This is a genomic window from Mitsuaria sp. CC2, from assembly GCF_048957715.1.
Lineage (GTDB): Bacteria > Pseudomonadota > Gammaproteobacteria > Burkholderiales > Burkholderiaceae_C > Roseateles.
On sequence record NZ_JARVXN010000005.1, the window covers coordinates 126,563 to 144,297 of the forward strand.

At 71.5% G+C, this 17,735-nt stretch carries 8 protein-coding genes; 6 read left to right on the plus strand and 2 right to left on the minus strand.

Annotated features, from left to right (window positions below; all coding sequences use genetic code 11):
* Positions 1-103 precede the first annotated feature (103 nt).
* The 6 genes from PV762_RS03160 to PV762_RS03185 all read left to right on the plus strand — a co-directional run bounded on the left by PV762_RS03160 (position 104) and on the right by PV762_RS03185 (position 8,063).
* Entirely contained in the window at positions 104-1,720 is a 1,617-nt protein-coding gene (locus PV762_RS03160; protein WP_421033565.1) for an acyl-CoA ligase (AMP-forming), exosortase A system-associated, read from the plus strand.
* A gap of 89 nt (positions 1,721-1,809) precedes the next feature.
* Complete coding sequence (locus PV762_RS03165) at positions 1,810-3,015, plus strand: pyridoxal-dependent decarboxylase, exosortase A system-associated (protein ID WP_421033718.1); 1,206 nt, start codon at positions 1,810-1,812, stop codon at positions 3,013-3,015.
* Positions 3,012-4,046: an acyltransferase family protein gene (locus tag PV762_RS03170; RefSeq protein ID WP_421033566.1), complete on the plus strand. Its 1,035-nt coding sequence runs from the start codon at positions 3,012-3,014 to the stop codon at positions 4,044-4,046. The genes PV762_RS03165 and PV762_RS03170 overlap by 4 nt, the downstream gene beginning before the upstream one ends.
* 52 nt (positions 4,047-4,098) lie before the next feature.
* Positions 4,099-4,986, plus strand: a complete 888-nt coding sequence (locus PV762_RS03175; RefSeq protein WP_421033567.1) for a sialate O-acetylesterase — start codon at positions 4,099-4,101, stop codon at positions 4,984-4,986.
* 3 nt (positions 4,987-4,989) lie between these two features.
* A complete protein-coding gene (locus PV762_RS03180; RefSeq protein WP_421033568.1) occupies positions 4,990-5,979 on the plus strand; it encodes an aspartyl protease family protein in 990 nt (329 codons plus the stop codon).
* 221 nt (positions 5,980-6,200) lie between these two features.
* Positions 6,201-8,063: a retroviral-like aspartic protease family protein gene (locus PV762_RS03185; protein ID WP_421033569.1), complete on the plus strand. Its 1,863-nt coding sequence runs from the start codon at positions 6,201-6,203 to the stop codon at positions 8,061-8,063.
* 117 nt (positions 8,064-8,180) lie between these two features.
* On the opposite strand, the gene PV762_RS03190 is transcribed toward PV762_RS03185, so the two are convergent.
* Together PV762_RS03190 and PV762_RS03195 are read right to left on the minus strand one after the other, a co-directional pair.
* Positions 8,181-8,759, minus strand: coding sequence for a nucleotidyltransferase family protein (locus tag PV762_RS03190; protein ID WP_421033570.1), 579 nt, complete (start codon positions 8,757-8,759; stop codon positions 8,181-8,183).
* Positions 8,760-8,811: 52 nt separating this feature from the next.
* Complete coding sequence (locus PV762_RS03195) at positions 8,812-17,622, minus strand: GH36-type glycosyl hydrolase domain-containing protein (protein ID WP_421033571.1); 8,811 nt, start codon at positions 17,620-17,622, stop codon at positions 8,812-8,814.
* Between the last annotated feature and the right edge of the window lie 113 nt (positions 17,623-17,735).

A 17,735-nucleotide genomic window follows, 5' to 3' on the forward strand; every position in this document is an offset into this window, starting at 1 on the left:
TAACTGTGGCCCTCTGGGGGAACCCCCGGGCGCCCCCTCATCCCAAGGGGATCCTGCGCGCCACGTGAGGGATTGCCGCGGGGGCGCGTGAGATACTTTTTTGATGACCGCCGCCACCGACAGCCACCTGCTTGCGCACCTGATCTGGCACAGCGCCGACCGCGATCCGGCGGCGCCCGCGCTGCGCGACGGCGCCGGTGCGTCGGCCCGCGCGCTGGATTACGCCGGACTGGCCGCGCAGGTGCGCGCGCTCGCCAACGGCCTGCTGTCGCTGGGCCTGGCGCGGGCGGAGCGCGTCGGCATCTACCTGGACAAGCGGCTGGAGACGGTCGTCGCCAGCTTCGCCGCGCCGGCCGCCGGCGGCGTGTTCGTGCCGGTCAACCCCATCCTCAAGCCGGAGCAGGTCGGCTTCATCGTGCGCGATTGCGACGTGCGCGTGCTGATCACCTCGCGCGACCGGTTCGCGTCGCTGCGGACGGTGCTGGCGGAATGCCCGTCGGTGCGGCACGTCGTGGTGGTGGATCCGGCGCCCGACGCGACGCCGGACGGCTGGTGGCGTTACAGCGACCTGCTGGACGCGCCGGCCCGGGCGGGCCATCGCGTCATCGACACCGACATGGTGGCCATCCTCTACACCTCCGGCTCGACCGGCCGGCCCAAGGGCGTGGTGCTGTCGCACCGCAACATGGTGGCCGGGGCGAAGAGCGTCGCCAGCTACCTCGGCAACCGGCCCGAGGACCGGCTGCTCGCCGCGCTGCCGCTGTCCTTCGATGCCGGCTTCAGCCAGCTGACGACGGCCTTCCACGCCGGCGCGTCGGTGTCGCTGCTGAACTACCTGATGCCGCGCGACGTGCTCAAGGCGCTGGAACGCGACCGCATCACCGGCCTGACGGCCGTGCCGCCGCTGTACATCCAGCTCGCGCAGCTGGAGTGGCCGGCCGCGATCGACCAGCAGCTGCGTTACTTCGCCAACACCGGCGGGCGCATGCCGCGCGAGACGCTGAACCTGCTGCGCGAGCGCGTGCCGTCGGCGCAGCCCTTCCTGATGTACGGACTGACGGAAGCCTTCCGCTCCACCTACCTGCCGCCGGAGGAGGTCGACCGCCGGCCCGATTCGATCGGCAAGGCGATCCCGAACGCCGAGATCCTCGTGCTGCGCGAGGACGGCACGCCGTGTGCGCCCGACGAGCCCGGCGAGCTGGTGCACCGCGGCGCCCTGGTCGGCATGGGCTACTGGAACGACGCCGAGAAGACGGCCGAGCGCTACAAGCTGCTGCCGCCCGGCGCGGCTGGACGCGAAGCCGGCCTGCAGCTGCCGGAGTACGCGGTCTTCTCCGGTGACAACGTGCGCCAGGACGCCGAAGGTTTCCTGTACTTCATCGGCCGGCGCGACGAGATGATCAAGACCTCGGGCTACCGCGTCAGCCCGACCGAGGTCGAGGAGATCCTGTATGCGACGCAACTGGTCGGCGAATGCGTCGCCTTCGGCGTCGACCACGCGACGCTGGGTCAGACGATCCAGGTGATCGCGACGCCGCCGGCCGGCGCCGACGCGCTCGACGCTGCCGCGTTGCTGGCGCAGTGCAAGGCCCGGATGCCGGCGTACATGATTCCCGCCGGCGTCGAGGCGCAGGCCGGCCCGCTGCCGCGCAATCCCAACGGCAAGATCGATCGCAAGCTGCTGAGCACCGAATGGGTCGCGAAGCAGGACGCCCAGTGAAGAACCCCGTGACCGCCGTGAACACCGACGACAAGACCCCCGCTGCGGTGACCGCAGCGCCCGCCAAGGCCGCGCCGCGACACGCGCCCATGGACCAGTTCAGCGCGCGCGACGGCGTGCTGCTGATCGGCGGCCAGCCGCTGACGCGGCTCGCGGACCGCGTGGGCCGCACGCCGTTCTACGCCCACGACCGCGCGCTGCTGACGCGCCGCGTCGAGGAACTCCGCGCCGCGATGCCCGCGAAGCTGGAACTCCACTTCGCGATGAAGGCCAACCCGATGCCGGCGCTGGTCGCGCATCTGGCCACGCTGGTGGACGGCATCGACGTCGCCTCCGGCGGCGAACTGCAGGTCGCGCTGGACGCCGGCGGCGATCCGCGCGAGATCAGCTTCGCCGGTCCCGGCAAGAGCGCGCTGGAGCTGAAGCAGGCGCTGGCCGCCGGCATCCTGATCAACATCGAATCGTTCCGCGAGGTCGAGCTGCTGCGCACGCTGTGCGCGGAGACCGGCTACGCGGCGCGCGTCGCGGTGCGCGTCAATCCGGACTTCGAGCTGAAGTCCTCGGGCATGAAGATGGGCGGCGGTCCGAAGCAGTTCGGCGTCGACGCCGAGCAGGTGCCGGAACTGCTGGCGCGCATCGGCGAGGCGGGCCTCGGCTTCGAGGGTTTCCATCTTTTCGCCGGCTCGCAGAACCTCAAGCCCGAGGCCATCGTCGAGGCGCAGCTCAAGAGCTTCGAACTCGCGCTGCGCCTGGCCCAGGACGCGCCAGCGCCGGTGAAGGTGCTGAACCTCGGCGGCGGCTTCGGCATCCCGTATTTCCCCGGCGAGCAGCGCCTGGACCTGGCGCCCATCGCCGCCAACCTGGCCGCGCTGATCGAACGCGCGGCGGTCGAGCTGCCGCAGGCCAAGCTGGTCGTGGAACTCGGGCGCTACCTGGTCGGCGAGGCCGGCGTCTACGTGTGCCGCGTCGTCGACCGCAAGGTCTCGCGGGGGCAGGTCTTCCTGGTCACCGACGGCGGGCTGCACCACCACCTGGCGGCCTCGGGCAACTTCGGCCAGGTGATCCGCAAGAACTACCCGGTGGCCATCGGCAACCGCATGGGCGGCGAGCCGGAAGCCGGCGTGTCCGTGGTCGGACCGCTGTGCACGCCGCTGGACCTGCTGGGCGAGCGCATGAGCCTGGCGCACGCCGAGCCCGGCGATCTGGTCGTCGTCTTCCAGTCCGGCGCCTATGGCATCACGGCCAGTCCGCAGGGCTTCCTGAGCCACCCGGGCGCTGCCGAGGTCCTGGTGTGAGTTCCGCGCCGCGCCTGGCGCAGCTCGATGCGCTGCGCGGCATCGCGGCGATGGCGGTGGTGCTGTTCCATTACACGACGCGCTACGACCAGCTCTTCGGCCACGCGCAGGCGCCGCTGGTCTCGTTCCCGCTCGGGTACCTCGGCGTCAACCTGTTCTTCATGATCAGCGGCTTCGTCATCTTCATGACGCTGGAGCGCACGGCGCGGCCCCTGGATTTCGTCGTCTCGCGCTTCAGCCGGCTGTACCCGGCGTACTGGGGCGCGATCCTGCTGACCTTCGCGCTGACCCATGCGATCGGGCTGCCCGGCAAGACCGTGGGCTGGGACGTGCTGCTGGTCAACGTGACGATGGTGCAGGGCTTCTTCGGCGTGCCGCACGTCGACGGGGTCTACTGGACACTGGAAGTGGAGCTGCTGTTCTACGCCTGGGCGCTGCTGAGCTTCCGCTTCGGCGGCGCGGCGGGGCTGCGTCATTTCCTCTTCGCGTGTCTGGCGCTGCGGCTGGTCTATGCGGCGGCGAAGACCTTCTGGGGCATCGACCTCCCGTGGATGGGACAGCGCTGGCTGCTGCTGCCCTTCATCTGCTGGTTCGCCCTCGGCGTGACGGTCTACCGCCTGAGTCGCGAGGACGCGAGGTCGGCGTGGGACTGGGCCTTGGCGGCCGCCGCGCTGCTGGTCATCGGTCTCGTCGAGGACTGGGGCCTCGCGGCACTCGGGGTGGTGTTTTACGCGGTGCTGTTCGGCGCGGCGCGCGGACGCTGGAGCTGGCTGGAACACCGGGTGCTGCTCTGGCTGGGCGCGATCTCGTACACGCTGTACCTGCTGCACGAGAACATCGGCTGGGCCGTGCTGCGCCGGCTCGAAGGGTGGGGGGTCGAGGTGCACCTTGCCATCGCGCTGACCATGGCCCTGTCCATGGCGCTCGCGCACGGCCTGACGACGCTGGTGGAACGGCCGGGCATGCGCTGGATCCGCGACCGCTATCGGGCGCGGCAGCCGAGACCGAAGGCGGCGACTGCGGGAAGCTGATCGCGGGGCGGAGACAATGCGCGCTCCGCTCTCTCAGCCGACGACGATCCCGATGACCGAAGAACGCAAGAATTCCCTGATCCCGCTGGCGATCGGCGCGGTGGCGCTGCTGTCCTGCGGCGGCATGATCGCCGCCGGCGTGGCGATGCTGCGCCAGGGCAAACCGTCGACGCCGGCGGATGACCTCGCGGCGCGCATCGCCACCATCCATGACATGCCGGTGACGGCACCCGATTGCGGCACCGTGTTCAAGAACGAACCGCCCGTGGTGATCGTGGTGATGGGGCAGTCCAACGCGGCCAACCACGCCGATCCGATCCCGGCGGCCGCCGCGCCGGTGCCGCCGATGCCGGTGCTGCACCTGGGCGGCTGCGGGCTGGCCAGCTCGCCCGTGCCCGGCGCGACCGGGACCGGCGGCAGCATCTGGCCGGCGGTCAACCAGGCGCTGGGCGGGCGCTGGTCGGGCCGTCCGATCGTCTGGGCGATGGTGGCGGTGGACGGCAGCTCGATCGCCGAATGGACCGATCCGGACAGTGCGCTGCGCAGCTACTGGCAGACGCAGATGGACCGCATCAAGGGCACGCGCTGGCCGGTGGCCGCGGTGCTGTGGCAGCAGGGCGAGGCCGATGCGCGCGCGCGCACGGCCATGGCCGACTACCGCGACGCGCTGGCCGCGCTGCGGGCGGGCGTCGCGGCGCGCGGCGTCGACGCGCCGTGGTGGATCGCGCGTTCCACCTATTGCCCGCCGGCCGACGGCGGCCAGGTGCGCGAGGCCGTGCGCGAACTGCTGGCGATTCCCGACAGCGGCTTCCGCGCGGGACCGGACACGGACACGCTCGGCCCGACGCTGCGCAACGGCTGCCACTTCACCGTGGAAGGCACGGCGCGCGCGGCGGCACTGTGGGCGAAGGCGCTGACGCCGGCGGCGACGGGGCGATAAAGGATGAAAACGGGATGGGAGCGCACGCGCAGCGCCTGCGCGCTGCTGGCGGGGGTCTGGGCGATCTCGACGGCGCAGGCCGCCTGCGAGCTGTCGACCTATGAGTTGCCGGTCACGATGGAGGACGGCGCACCGGTCGCGACGCTGACCCTCAACGGCGAGAAGGTGCGGATGCTCGTCGACAGCGGCGCCTTCTACAGCATGCTCACGCCGTCGACGGCGGAGCAGTTGAAGCTGCCCAAGCTCAACTTGCCCGAGGGCATGCGCCTGATCGGCTACACCGGGCGCTTCGAGGCGCACCGCACGCGCGTGGACAAGGTGGGCCTGCTGGGCGGCACATTGGCGAGGATCGACTTCGTCGTCGGCGGCAACGAGATGGGCGCCGGCATCCAGGGGCTGCTGGGCCGCAACATCCTGGCGGCCGGCGACACGGAGTACGACCTGGCCAACGGCATGGTGCGCCTGATGTTCCCGAAGGGCGACTGCTCGCGGGTGGACATGGCCTACTGGGCACCCAAGGAGATGCCCGTGGTGATGGTGCCGCTGGAGTCGGACGGCCACAAGGACAACCACCAGGTGTCGGTGAGGGTCCGGATCAACGGGACGTCGATGCAGGCGCTGATGGACTCCGGCGCCTCCAGGACGACGTTGACGCTGGACGCCGCGAAACGCGCCGGTGTGAGCCAGGGCGACCTCAGCGAGGCCGGTCATGTCGGCGGCATGGGTCCGGTTCGTGTGAAGCACTGGCGCGCGAAGTTCGACAGCTTCGAGCTCGGCGGCGAACGCGTGGGCAACATCTCCTTCGGGGTGGCGGACACCGACGCCATGGGGGACGACCTGCTGCTGGGCCTGGACTACTTCCTGGCTCACCGCATCCTGGTCTCCCGGACGCAGGGCAAGGTGTACCTGACGTGGAACGGCGGACCGGTGTTCGCCAAGACCGTCGCGCGCGACGTGGACGGCGACGTAGAGCACTCATTGAAGGGGCGTTGAAGGGGCGATGAAGGGGCGTTGAAGTCGCGTGAAGTGGCGTTGGGGAGCCGTTGATGGGACGTTGATGAGACGTTGAGGTGGCGTAGAGCGTTGGCCTGGCGTATGGCGCGCACGTCGATTCCCCCTTCGGGAGGGTCGTGGGCGGCGGGCGACACGGGTATCGTCGCCGGTCGTGACGGGCGGAACACCGCCCGCAGGACTTGATGCCCAGGGAGGGCCCATTGAACCAACGCCTGCCTGTCTGCCTGACTGCCTGTTCCGCGCCGCTGCTGGCGGCTGTCCTGACCCTTGTCGCGCCGCTGGCGGCGTTCGCGGCCGGCGAGCCGGGACGCTGCGCCATCGAGACGATGGACATCCCCGTGCGACTGATCGACCACCGGCCGGTGGCCACCGTGCAACTCAACGGGGTCGAGGTGCCGATGCTGGTCGACAGCGGCGCCTTCTACAGCATGATGAGCGCGGCCACGGCGGCGCAATTGAACCTGAAGCTGCGGCGGCCGCCGAACGGCTTCACCATCCAGGGCCATGCGGGGGCGGTCGAGGCGCTGCGCGTCACGACCGTGGATGAGGTCGGCCTGCAGCTGGCGACGCTGAAGAAGGTCGACTTCTTCGTCGGCGGCAACGAGCTCAACGCCGGGATCATGGGCATCCTGGGCCGCAACTTCCTGTCGGCGGCGGACACCGAATACGACCTCGCGCACGGCGTGCTGCGGCTGGTCTTCCCCAAGGGCGATTGCGAGAAGGCCAACCTGGCCTATTGGGCCGGCGACGCGCCGGTGATCGAGGCGCCCATCGAGACCAGCGGCCGCCGCAACGACACGGCGGTGCGCGTTCTCACGAAGATCAACGGCGAGCGCGTCACGGCGCTGATGGACACGGGCGCGCCGGGAACCTCGCTGTCGCTGAGGGCGGCACGGCGGGCCGGGATCCGGCAGGAAGACATGAAGTCCCACGGCCGGGCCAGCGGGATCGGCGCCGGTTACGCCGAACAGTGGATCGCCGACATCGCGAGCTTCGAACTGGGCGGCGAGAAGATCTCCCACAACCGGCTGCCGATCTCCGACGTGGACAGCTATGACCACGGGATGCTGCTGGGGCTGGACTACTTCCTGTCGCACCGGGTCTACGTGTCGCGGCTGCAGGGCAAGGTCTATGCGACCTGGAACGGCGGGCCGATCTTCGCGCAGGGACGCGCGGCCGATGCGGCCAACTACGACCAGCGTTATGCCGCCAAGGCGGAGGAGATCGCCGCGGACGATGCCGACGGACTGCTGCGGCGCGGCTCCGCGGCGCTGGTTGCGGGCGATCCGAAACGCGCGCTGGACGACATCGGCCGCGCCTGCGAACTCAAGCCCGACCTGGCCGTCTGCTTCGATGCGCGCTCGCGCGTGCATCAGGCGATGAAGCAACCCAAGCTGGCGCTGGCGGATCTGGACACGGCGTTGACACTGGATCCCTCGCTGGCCGAGGCGCGTCTGCGCCGCGTGCCGCTGCGCGTGGCTGCAGGCGACCGTGACGGCGCGAAGGCGGATCTGGTGGCGCTCGATGCGTCATTGCCGGCCGCGTCCAACCTGCGCGCGACGATGGCGGATTACCACGCCGGCTTCGATCAGGTGCCGGAGGCCTTGAAGCAGTACGAACTCTGGATCAAGAGCCATCCGAACGACCAGCGACGGGCGTCGGCGTACAACGGCCGCTGCTGGCTGCGGGCGCGGATGAACATCGACGTGCCGTTGGGGCTGGACGACTGCAAGGAGGCCGTCGACCTCGACGGGGACACGGCGGCGTATCGCGACAGCCTCGGGTGGACTTACCTGCGCCTGGGCGATGCGGCTCGCGCGAAAAAGGCCTTCGACAAAACGATCGAACTCAGATCCTGGGCCTGGCCGCTCTACGGACGCGCGCTGGCGCACCTCAAGCTCAACGAGGCGGAGAAGGGCCGGCAGGACCTGGAGGCCGCGCGCAAGCTGATGCCGACCATCGATGAGGCGGTGAAGAAGGCAGGGTTCGAGGCGTTGACGGGAGCAGCAACGGCATCGACATCGGCTGCGGGGCCAGCAACGGCGGCGAAAGCGACGGACTGATACGGCGCGGCAGTCGCAGGGCCGCCCGATGGCGCGCGCCGCTTCGCCTGCCGCTCGACTTATCGCTCGACTTATCGCTCGAGCCAGAGGACAGCAAGTGCAGCGGCGTCCGCGCGGCTACGCAGGACGCTCGATCGTCAGCCACGGCCAGCGCCGCTGGTACGACGCTGCCTTGCCTTCGAACAGCGCGCGATGCGGCACCAGCGGATTCATCGCGAGCACGCCGCGGTACAGGCCTTCCAGGCCGTACGGCGCGTAGACCTCGCCGGGCCGCACGCCGACGCAGGTCGACGGCACCAGGAAGCGCTCGATGCCGTCGCGCGAGCTGTGCAAGGGCTGGTACGACTCACCGAAGTCCTCCTCGTACCAGAGATGCACGCGCGCCTGGTTCGCCGCCTCGACGGTGATGCCCAGGTCGCCCAGCACCGCGTCCGCGCGGGCCTGGACGCGGCGCTCGGCCTCGCGGCTCAGGTCATCCGGATCGAAGTAGAAGAGGTCGTAGTCCTTGATGTCCGCCGTCGGCGGCCGGCCGTCCCGCAGGTTCCAGACGGTCTGGAACAGGCAGCCCGCGACCAGCCAGCCGTCGGGCAGCGCCAGCGCCTCCCAGCGGTCCAGGATCGCGCGGTTGTTGGGGTTGGTCAGCAGATCCGCGACGAAGCGGTCCTGAAGCATCTGATCGGGATGATGAAAGGGCATGCGAGGCATTCTGCCCCGCATGCCGCCCCGTCACCGGCCCGTCACCGGCCCCTCACCGGCCCGTCGTTCGCAACTCCGCCGCTTCCGGCAAGCGCACCGTCTCCGGCACGCTGACGACCACCAGCGCCTGGTCCGGCGACAGTGACGACAGCTCGATCGCTTCGCCCGCGTTCTCGCGACGCGCGCCGGGCTCGCGCGTCTGCGCGGCGCGGCAGGCCGTCTCGTTGGCGCAGACGATGATGCGCAGCCAGCGGTCCTGATGCCGGATGCGCACCTCGGCCTGGTCCCAGTGGACCGGCAGGCAGGCGTTGACGCGCAGCCGACCCTGCTCGACGACGACGCCGCAGATCGATTCCAGCGACGCCCGCAGCAGCCAGCCCGCAGAACCGCTGTACCAGCTCCACCCGCCGCGCCCGACCCACGGCGCGTGTGAATAGATGTCGCCGGCCATCACGTAGGGTTCGATCGCGTACGTCGGGCCCAGCCGCGGATCGGCCCAGCGATGCGCCGGGCTCAACCCGGTGTAGACCTGCCACATCGTGTCGCGCTGCCCCAGCCGCGCCAGCGCCATCAGCGCCCACACCGCCGCGTGGTTGTACTGGCCGCCGTTCTCGCGCACGCCGGGCGCGTAGGACTGGATGTAGCCCGCGCTCGGTTGCGCCATCGCCAGCGGCGGATGCAGCAGCCGCGCGAGCTTCGCCACCGGATCGAGCAGGTGCGCGCAGGCGCTCGCCATCGCCTGCCGCGCATGCGCCGGATCGGCCGCCGCGGTCAGGACCGACCAGCTCTGCGCGATCAGGTCGATCTTGCACTCCGTGTTCTCCGACGATCCCAGCGGCGAGCCGTCGTCGAAGAAGCCGCGCCGGTACCACTGGCCGTCCCAGCCGGGGCCGTCCAGCGCCGCGATCCAGCCATCGCGCGCGGCCTTCCAGCGCTGCACGCGCTCGTGCTCGCCGCGCGCGGTCGCGACCGGCGCGAAGTCCTCGATCACCTGCGCCAGGAACCACGCCATCCACACCGACTCGCCCTTGCCCTCGTGGCCGACGCGGTTCATGCCGTCGTTCCAGTCGCCGGTGCCGAACAGCGGCAGGCCGTGCGCGCCGCTGTCCAGGCTGCGGTCGATGGCACGCGCCGCATGCTCGTAGACCGACGCCGTCGGGCCGTCGGTGCGCGGACTCTCGTAGATGTCCTCGGCGCCTTCGGGCACCTGCTGCCCGTTGAGGAAGGGCACGCCGTCCTCGAGCAGCGTCAGGTCGCCGGTCCGGACCAGGTAGTGCGCGAGCGCATACGGCAGCCACAGGCGATCGTCCGAGAAATGCGTCCGCACGCCCGCGCCGCCGGGTTCGTGCCACCAGTGCTGCACGTCGCCCTCGGGGAACTGCCTCGCCGCGCTGCGGCGGATCTGGTCGGCCAGCAGCTGCGGCGCGACGTCCGTCAGCGCCATCGCGTCCTGCAACTGGTCGCGATAACCGAAGGCGCCGCCCGCCTGGTAGAAGCCGGCGCGCGCCCACATGCGGCAGACCAGCGTCTGGTACGGAAGCCAGTGGTTGGTGAGCGCGTCGAAGCGGGGATCCGGCGTCGACACCTGCAGCCCGCCCAGCAGCTCCGGCCATTGCCGCCGCTGCCGGTCCAGGCGCACCGCCGGATCGACCTTCCACGCCGCCTCCATCAGCGCATGCGCGGCCTGCGGTGAAGGCGCGTGACCCAGCAGCACGGTCAACTCCGCCGGCTGCGAAGCATCGAGCTCCAGCCGCGCCGACAGTGCGGCGCAGGCGTCGAGCCCGCTCCCGACGCGACCGCCGAGCGTCTTCGGCAGCACCATGCGGCCGGCGCTGTCGAAGAACTCCCGCCGGTCGCAGGTCCAGTCCTGCTGATCGAGGCGCACGCGGCCCGGACCGGCGTCGCCGCCGGCGGTACCGCCCGCACCGCCGAGGCTGCCCGCGCCACGCGCATCGGCGCCGTCGCCTCGTTGTCTCGGGCGGATGCACAACGCCGCCGTCGCGTCGCCGAATCCGCCGAGGTGGTCGAGCTGCGTGGCCTGCAGCGCGAGCGCGCGTTCCGGCTGCGGCAGCCCCGCGCCCAGTTCGCCGACCGTCAGCCAGTCGTTGTGCGTCGTCACCGACAGACGCTCGCTGCGCGCGCTGCCGAGCTGCCACTCCGCCAGCGCAACGAGCCGCAAGCGGCGGCGCGTCCGGGCCGCGGAGTCGATCCGCACCTGCACCTGCTTCACCGACGCGTCACGGTCGACGCACCAGCACAGTTCCACCTGGAGATCGCCCAGCCGCTGCCGGCTGCGCGAGTAGCCGATGCCGTGCTCGATCGACAGCGGCGCCTCGCGGCGCAGCTGGCGGCCGAGCGGCCAGACGCGGTCGTTGTCCAGGTCGTGCAGCAGCAGCCACTCGCCGGGCGGGTCGATCAGCGGATCGTTGGACCACGGCGTGACCTGATGCATGCGGCTGTTGCCGGCCCACGTATAGCCCGCCGCGATCTCGGTGACCTGACAGCCGAAGTCCCGGTTCGCGAGCACGTTCACCCACGGCTTGGACGGATGCCGGTCCGGGGACACCTCGAAGGAGAAACCGCCGTGGTCCGGATCGAAGCGGCCTTCCGGCGGGCGCGGCGTCGTTTCCGGCCGGGGCCGTTCCACGAGCGCGTGCGCCACCGGCAGGCGCTGCGATTCGTTGGTCGGTGCCGTGTCCTCGATCCAGCGTTCGAGCTGCTGCGACAGCGGACGGCCGTCGGCCTGCAGTCGCAGCCGCGTCAAGGTCTGCAGCGTGAAGCGCTCATCGGGCTGCAGATCGCCGTCGCGCAGCACGTGCAGCGCGGAGCACAGGTGCCCCGGCCGACCCTGCGCCTGCCCCTGCAGGCGCGCCTGCAGCGCCTGCAGCGCCTGCTGCACGGGCGCGTTGTACGAGGACGGTTCCTCGTTCAGCACGACGAGGTCGATGCCGACCGCATGGGTGGTCCACATGCGCAGCGCCTTCTTCAGCGCGCGGATCAGGTCGATGCCTTCTTCGCCGGTGATCGTCACCATGATGATCGGGCGGTCACCCGAGATCCCGAAGCGGTACAGCGCCCGGCGGTCGCAGCGGCCGCGCGGCTCTCGGACATGCGCGGGGTCCCGCACCGCCTGGCCGGTGACCAGCGTGTTGAGCTGCAGCAGCGCCCCCCAGGTCGCGGTGTCGAACTGCAGTTCGCGCAGCCGGATGCCGCCCATCGTGTGCGACATCGAGGCCGAGCGCTCCACGTGCGCCGGCTGCCGGTATTTGTCGACCAGCGCGCGCAGCAGGTCGCCGTCGCGCGAGGCCGCCGTGCAGAAGGTCAGCCGCACGGTCGCCCCGGGCGCGAGGTCCAGGCCGACGCGCAGGCCGGCGATCGGATCGAGGCCGGTGTCGAGCAGCCGGCCCGGTTCGCCCGCGGCGGTGACGTCGGCCTCGTCGTCGACGAACTCCGGCCGCGCGTCGCCGACCGGGCGTGTCGTGCTGCCGTAGCGGCCGAGCCAGCGTCCGCGATCGGCGATCGGCAGCACCTCGCGCAGCGTGTAGCCGTCGGGGCGGACATCGCCGTCGCCATCGCCGTACACATCGCCGTACACGTCGCCGTCACGGCGCTCGCCCGTGCCGAGGTCCCGTGCGCCGTCGCGTCGCGCCGTTTTCGCGCAGGCCGCGCCGTCGTCCACGCCGGCCAGGAAGAACACCGCGCGCATCGCGGCCTCGTCGAACAGGCGAGGGCGCCGCCGCAGGTGCAGCGCGTGTTCCGCCTCGTCCCAGCGGGCCTGGATGAACAGGTTGGAGAAGGCCGGGTGGGCCTCGTCGCTGCGTTGCGGCGCGAGCGTGGCCTCGAAGGAGGACACCAGGTCCAGCGCCAGCGGCGTCTTGCCGCGGTTGGTGAGTTCCACCTGGCGCAGCTCGCAGTCGTCCTCCGGACTCACCCATACCGTGGTGCAACTCTGGAGGTCGGGCCAGGTGGCCTCGAACAGCACGCGCTCGGCCTGCATGCGCGCCTCGTAGCGGGCGCGCGGATCCGGCGTCGGGCGGGCAGTGTTGCTGAACCAGTCCTCCTCGCCGGCGCGGCGCAGCATGGTGAAGCTGCCGTGCTGGTCGCGCAGCAGATCGTCGCGCCAGCGCGTGACCGCCACGCCGTCCCAGTTGCTGTAGCCGCCGCCGTGGCTGCGCAGCACCACCGAATAGCGCCCGTTGGTCAGCATGTGCGTCAGCGGCAGCGTCTCGGTCAGCGGCTCGCTCTCGCGCACCATGCGTGTCTTGCGCACCTGACGCGAGCGCGGCGCGAGATCCGCGACCGCGGTCGACAGCGGCGCCACCTCGCGCGGCGCCCGCTCGTGCAGCAGCGTCGCGACCGCCTTCACATGCGGATCGCTCATCAGCCAGCGGCGCGGCGCGTCGTCGGCCAGCAGGTTGGTCAGCGCGACGAACCCCATCGCCTGGTGGTGCGCCATGTAGGTCTGGACCAGCGTGAAACCCGCGCCCGCCGTCTGCCGCTGCGGCGTGTAGTCCACCGCCTCGATGAAGCCGAACGCGCCGCGCGCCCCCAGGCGCTCGAAGTCCTGCAGGTTGCTGACCACCCGCACCGGCGCGACGACGGCGGCCATCACCGCCGCATACGGCGCCAGCACGCGTTCGTCGACGGCCAGCCGCGCCAGCGCCAGCGTCTGCACGCCTTGCGGCCCGTACTGGTAGGCGAGGGTGTGGTCCTGGCCGGCGATCGCCGATTCGGAGATGCCCCACGGCGTACCCTTGTCGCGGGCCTCGAAACGCTGCTCCGCCACCGCCGTGCGGATCGCGCGGCCCAGCGCGCTGTTGGCCGGCTCGCGCAGCACCAGCGAGGGCATCAGGTACTCGAACATCGAGCCGGTCCACGACTTCAGGCCCAGCGAGTCGCCGGCACCGGCGCCGGCCCCGTCGCGCGAGAAGAACGGCCGGCCCAGCGCGCGCCAGTGCTCCGGCGGCAGGTCGCCCTTGGCGATCGCGATCAGGCTGGTGAGGCGCGCCTCGCTGGCCAGCAGGTCGTAGTGGTTGTCGTCGAGCTGCTGCGCGTCGCCGCGCCAGCCGATGCGCAGCAGGCGACGCTCGGGATCGAAGAGCGGGCGGTAGTCGGCCTCGAGGCCGAGCCGGCGCGCGCGCTGCGCCAGCTCGCGCAGGCGCTGGCGCGATTCGGCGAAGGCCGCGCCGTGATCGCGCCAGAACGATGCCAGCTGCGCGATCAGGTCGCGCAGCAGCCAGTGCGCGGGCGCGGCTTCGTAGCCCTCGACGGCGGCCAGGGCGTCGAGTTCCGCGCGCGACGCCGCGACCTGCGCGCGCAGCACGGCCTGCTGTTCCTCGGCGCCCGCGTCGGCGTTGCGCGGATCGCTCAGCGCCGCCACCAGCGCGGCGCCCGCGGCCAGGACCCCGTCGCCGGCCAGCGGCGGCTGCATCACCCGCAGCCGGTGCAGCGCCTTCGCGAGCGCATCGCGCGGCGCCTGCGCGAGCTGGTCCGGCGTCATCTCCGCCGCCATTTCGCAGGCCCGCGCCACCGTCAGCAGGTGCGCCGAGCAGTTGCCGCTGTCGACCGCCGACACGTAGCCCGGCGGCAGCACGGCCAGCGATTCGGTGTCGTACCAGTTGTAGAAATGGCCGTGCCAGCGCGGCAGGCGTTCCAGCGTGTCCAGCGTGGCCGAGAGCCGTTCCGTCATCGCCACGACGCCGATGAACCCCATCTCGCGCGCGCAGGCGACGGTCAGCAGGTACAGGCCGATGTTGGTCGGCGAGGTGCGGTGCGCCACCAGCAGGTGTGGCGTCAGCTGCACGTTGTCCGGCGGCAGGTGGTTGTCGGCGGCGCCGACGTGCGTGTCGTAGAAGCGCCAGGTGTCGCGCGCGAGCTGCCAGAGGTAGTCGCGACCCTGAGGGTCGAGCTCGGCCTCACGCTGCAGCAGCGTCGCCCGCGGCGCGCTGGCCCACCAGATCCACAGCGGGGAGAGCGCCCACACGACCAGCATCACCAGGGCGGCCGAGCCGTTCACCGGCGCGCCGGAGAGCGCGGCGATCGCCAGCAAGCCGCCGAGCACCGCGGCCGCGATCGGCACCCGCAGGTGCTGGCGGACGAGCGCCCTCAGGTCGCGTTTGGCCGCGGCCTGGGCGGCGGCGGCCGTGGTCCATTCCAGCAGGTGCCGGCCCGACACGGTCTGGCGCCAGATCGCGCGGCCGATCGCGTCGAGGTAGAGCAGCGACAGGTGCAGCAGCAGGGCGATGTGCCAGACCGCGAGCCCCAGCGCACGACGCAGGTCGAGCGCGGTCTCGCGGTAGAAATGCCGGCGCGCCAGCCCGTCGCGGCTGGGCACCAGCCCGGCCAGCGCGCCGACCAGCGGTCCGACCGCGAAGGCGGCGGCGACGAGGGCCAGCGTCAGTCCGAAGGGCAGCACCTCCGTGCCCAGCACCAGCAGCATCAGGCCGAGCGACGTCGGCGCGACCAGCGAGCGGCGCAGGTTGTCGATCAGCTTCCAGCGGTTGATCGTCGGAATGCCGTAGCGACCGGCGCGCGCGATGAACGGCAGCAACTGCCAGTCGCCGCGCGTCCAGCGGTGCAGCCGCGCATGCGAGACATCCGCATGCATGGGCGAGTCCTCGACCAGCGAGATGTCGGACACGCCGGCGCAGCGGGCGATGCTGCCTTCCAGCAGGTCGTGGCTCAAGACCTGACCCTCGGGCAGGCGCGCGTCGAGCACCGCATGGCAGGCGCGCACGTCCAGGAGGCCCTTGCCGGTGAAGCTGCCTTCGCCGAACAGGTCCTGGAAGATTTCCGAGCTCACCGCGCTGTAGGGGTCGATGCCGAACTGGCCGACGAACAGGCGGTGGTAGGGCGTGCTCTCCTTGTCGTCCGGCATGGGCGCGAGCACGCGCGGTTGCAGGATGGCGTAGCCCTCGACGACGCGGCGGCTCGCGGCGTCGATGCGGGGACGATTCACCGGATGCGCCGCGGTGGCGACGAGCGCGCGCAGGCGGCCCGGCGGCATGTCGGTGTCCGCGTCCAGCGTGATCAGGTGGCGCACGCCGGGCGCGGGGCGGGACAGCTCGCCGAATTCGACGAAGGGGGACGTCCCGGCCGAGGTCGCCAGCGTGCGCAGCAGCAGCTCGATCTTGCCGCGCTTGCGTTCCCAGCCGATCCAGCGGCGTTCGGTCGAGGACCACTCGCGCTGACGATGCAGGAAAAGGAAACGCGGCCGGCCGTCGGCCAGCGGTCCGTGGCGCTCGTTGAGCGCCGCGATCGCGTCCGCCGCGGTGACCACGATCATGGTGTCGCCGGGCTGATGTTCCTCGTAGGCATCGGCGTGATCGCTGAGCAGCGCGAACTGCACCAGGCGCTCGGGGTTGGCGAGGTGGTGCTGTTCCAGCTGTGCGATCAGCGGGGCGATGGCGTCCTCGTTGGGCAGCAGCACTGGCATCACGACCAGCGTGCGTTCCGCGTCGGGCAGGCCGGCGGAGAAGTCCAGCCGAGGCAGGCGGGCAGGGCGGGCGAGTTCGCTGATCCAGCGGTTCGTCAGGGCCACGACGGCTTCGCTGATCGGCCCGGCGGCCAGCACTGCGGCCGTCCACAGCAGCCAGGTCGCCGCGCCGGGACGGGCCTGGCTCATGAGCCAGTACAGGCCGAGCAGGCCCAGCAAGGTCAGGCCGCCCAGGTAGGCGACCGCCGCCCAGCGCTGACCGCGCGCGGTGTCGTGCGGCGGCCAGCGGCGCTCCTGCAGGCCCAGCGCCGCGAGCAGCGTGGGCCGGCCGGCGCCGCGCCACCAGTAGATCGGCGCGCTGCGGCGGTCGGGTTCGCCGTCCTGAGGCGGACCGGCGCGCTGCGTCAGCGCCAGCAGCTGGCGCGCGATGTCGAGCTCGCTCTTCTCGCACTTGCGCGCGAGTTCCTCGATCTCGTGCAGCGTCATGTCCTGCGTGTCCGCCGCCTCGGCGGCGAACACCGGCGACTGCCCCAGCGTCTGCATCACCGGGCTGACGGTCTGGATCAGGCGGCGCCAGTCCGTCTGGTCGATGCGACGCAGCGCGGTGATCGCGTTGCGGATGCTCTGCAGGTCGCGGATCGATTCGTCCTGCTGGCGCGCCAGCGCCTGCGCGGGCGCGGGCAGGCGCGTGCTCAGCCACGCGGCCAGTTCGCCCATCAGCGGTTGCGGCAGTTCCTCGAGGCGATGGTCCAGTTGCAGCCAGAAGGCCTCGAGGACGCCGCGTTCCTTCATGCGCGGCTCCAGCCGCGTGATGGCCTCGATGCCGGCGCCTGCCGGATGGCCGTCGTACCAGTGGTGGACGACGTCGCGCGCGGCCTGCAGGGTGGCGAAGCGCTCGGCCAGCCGTCGCAGGTTCTCGACCAGCACGACCCGCAGCGTCGTGGGCAGCGCCCAGAGCTCGGCCAGCGACAGCGCGCGCTCATCCTGGTAGGCGCGCAGGTAGGCGGCCAGCAGGTCGGTGTCGAAGCCGCCGTCGGTGTGCGCGACCCACGCCCAGGCGATGCCGTAGATCCGGGGCAGGCCCGCGAGCGGCTCGTCGCGCAGACGCGGCAGCAATCGGAAGAAGCCGCGCGGCAGGCCGCGACGCACCTGATGCGTCTGTTCGTCGATCAGGGCGGCGTTGTCCAGCAGCCATTTGCCGGCGGCGCCGAGATGGCGGAAGTCGCGATGGCGCTTCTCGATCAGGCGCCGCGTCTGCTGCAGCATCGCGACGTTGTCATCCAGGCGGGGGAAGAACTGGCCGGCGCCGGCCGTGCCCTGGACCGCCTGCGCCTGCGCGAGACTGCGCCCGTGCTGTTCGAAGCGCGCCAGGCCGAACAGCACCGCCCGCACCGGCGGCTCGATCGTGCCGAGCGACGGATCGAGCAACGCAAGTTCTTCCGCAATTTCCGGGGAGGATGTCGTCCCCGGCTCGGGGGAGCGGTTCGACGGGGCCTCCGGCGCGGGGGCCGGAGGTCGATGGGGGTCGTTCGCGCTCCGGA

Bases quoted from the DNA above. Each gene is read 5' to 3' on its own strand.
- PV762_RS03175 (WP_421033567.1), top strand. From the start codon at position 4,099: ATGACCGAAGAACGCAAGAATTCCCTGATCCCGCTGGCGATCGGCGCG.
- PV762_RS03180 (WP_421033568.1), top strand. From the start codon at position 4,990: ATGAAAACGGGATGGGAGCGCACGCGCAGCGCCTGCGCGCTGCTGGCG.
- PV762_RS03190 (WP_421033570.1), bottom strand. From the start codon at position 8,759: ATGCCCTTTCATCATCCCGATCAGATGCTTCAGGACCGCTTCGTCGCG.
- PV762_RS03160 (WP_421033565.1), top strand. From the start codon at position 104: ATGACCGCCGCCACCGACAGCCACCTGCTTGCGCACCTGATCTGGCAC.
- PV762_RS03165 (WP_421033718.1), top strand. From the start codon at position 1,810: ATGGACCAGTTCAGCGCGCGCGACGGCGTGCTGCTGATCGGCGGCCAG.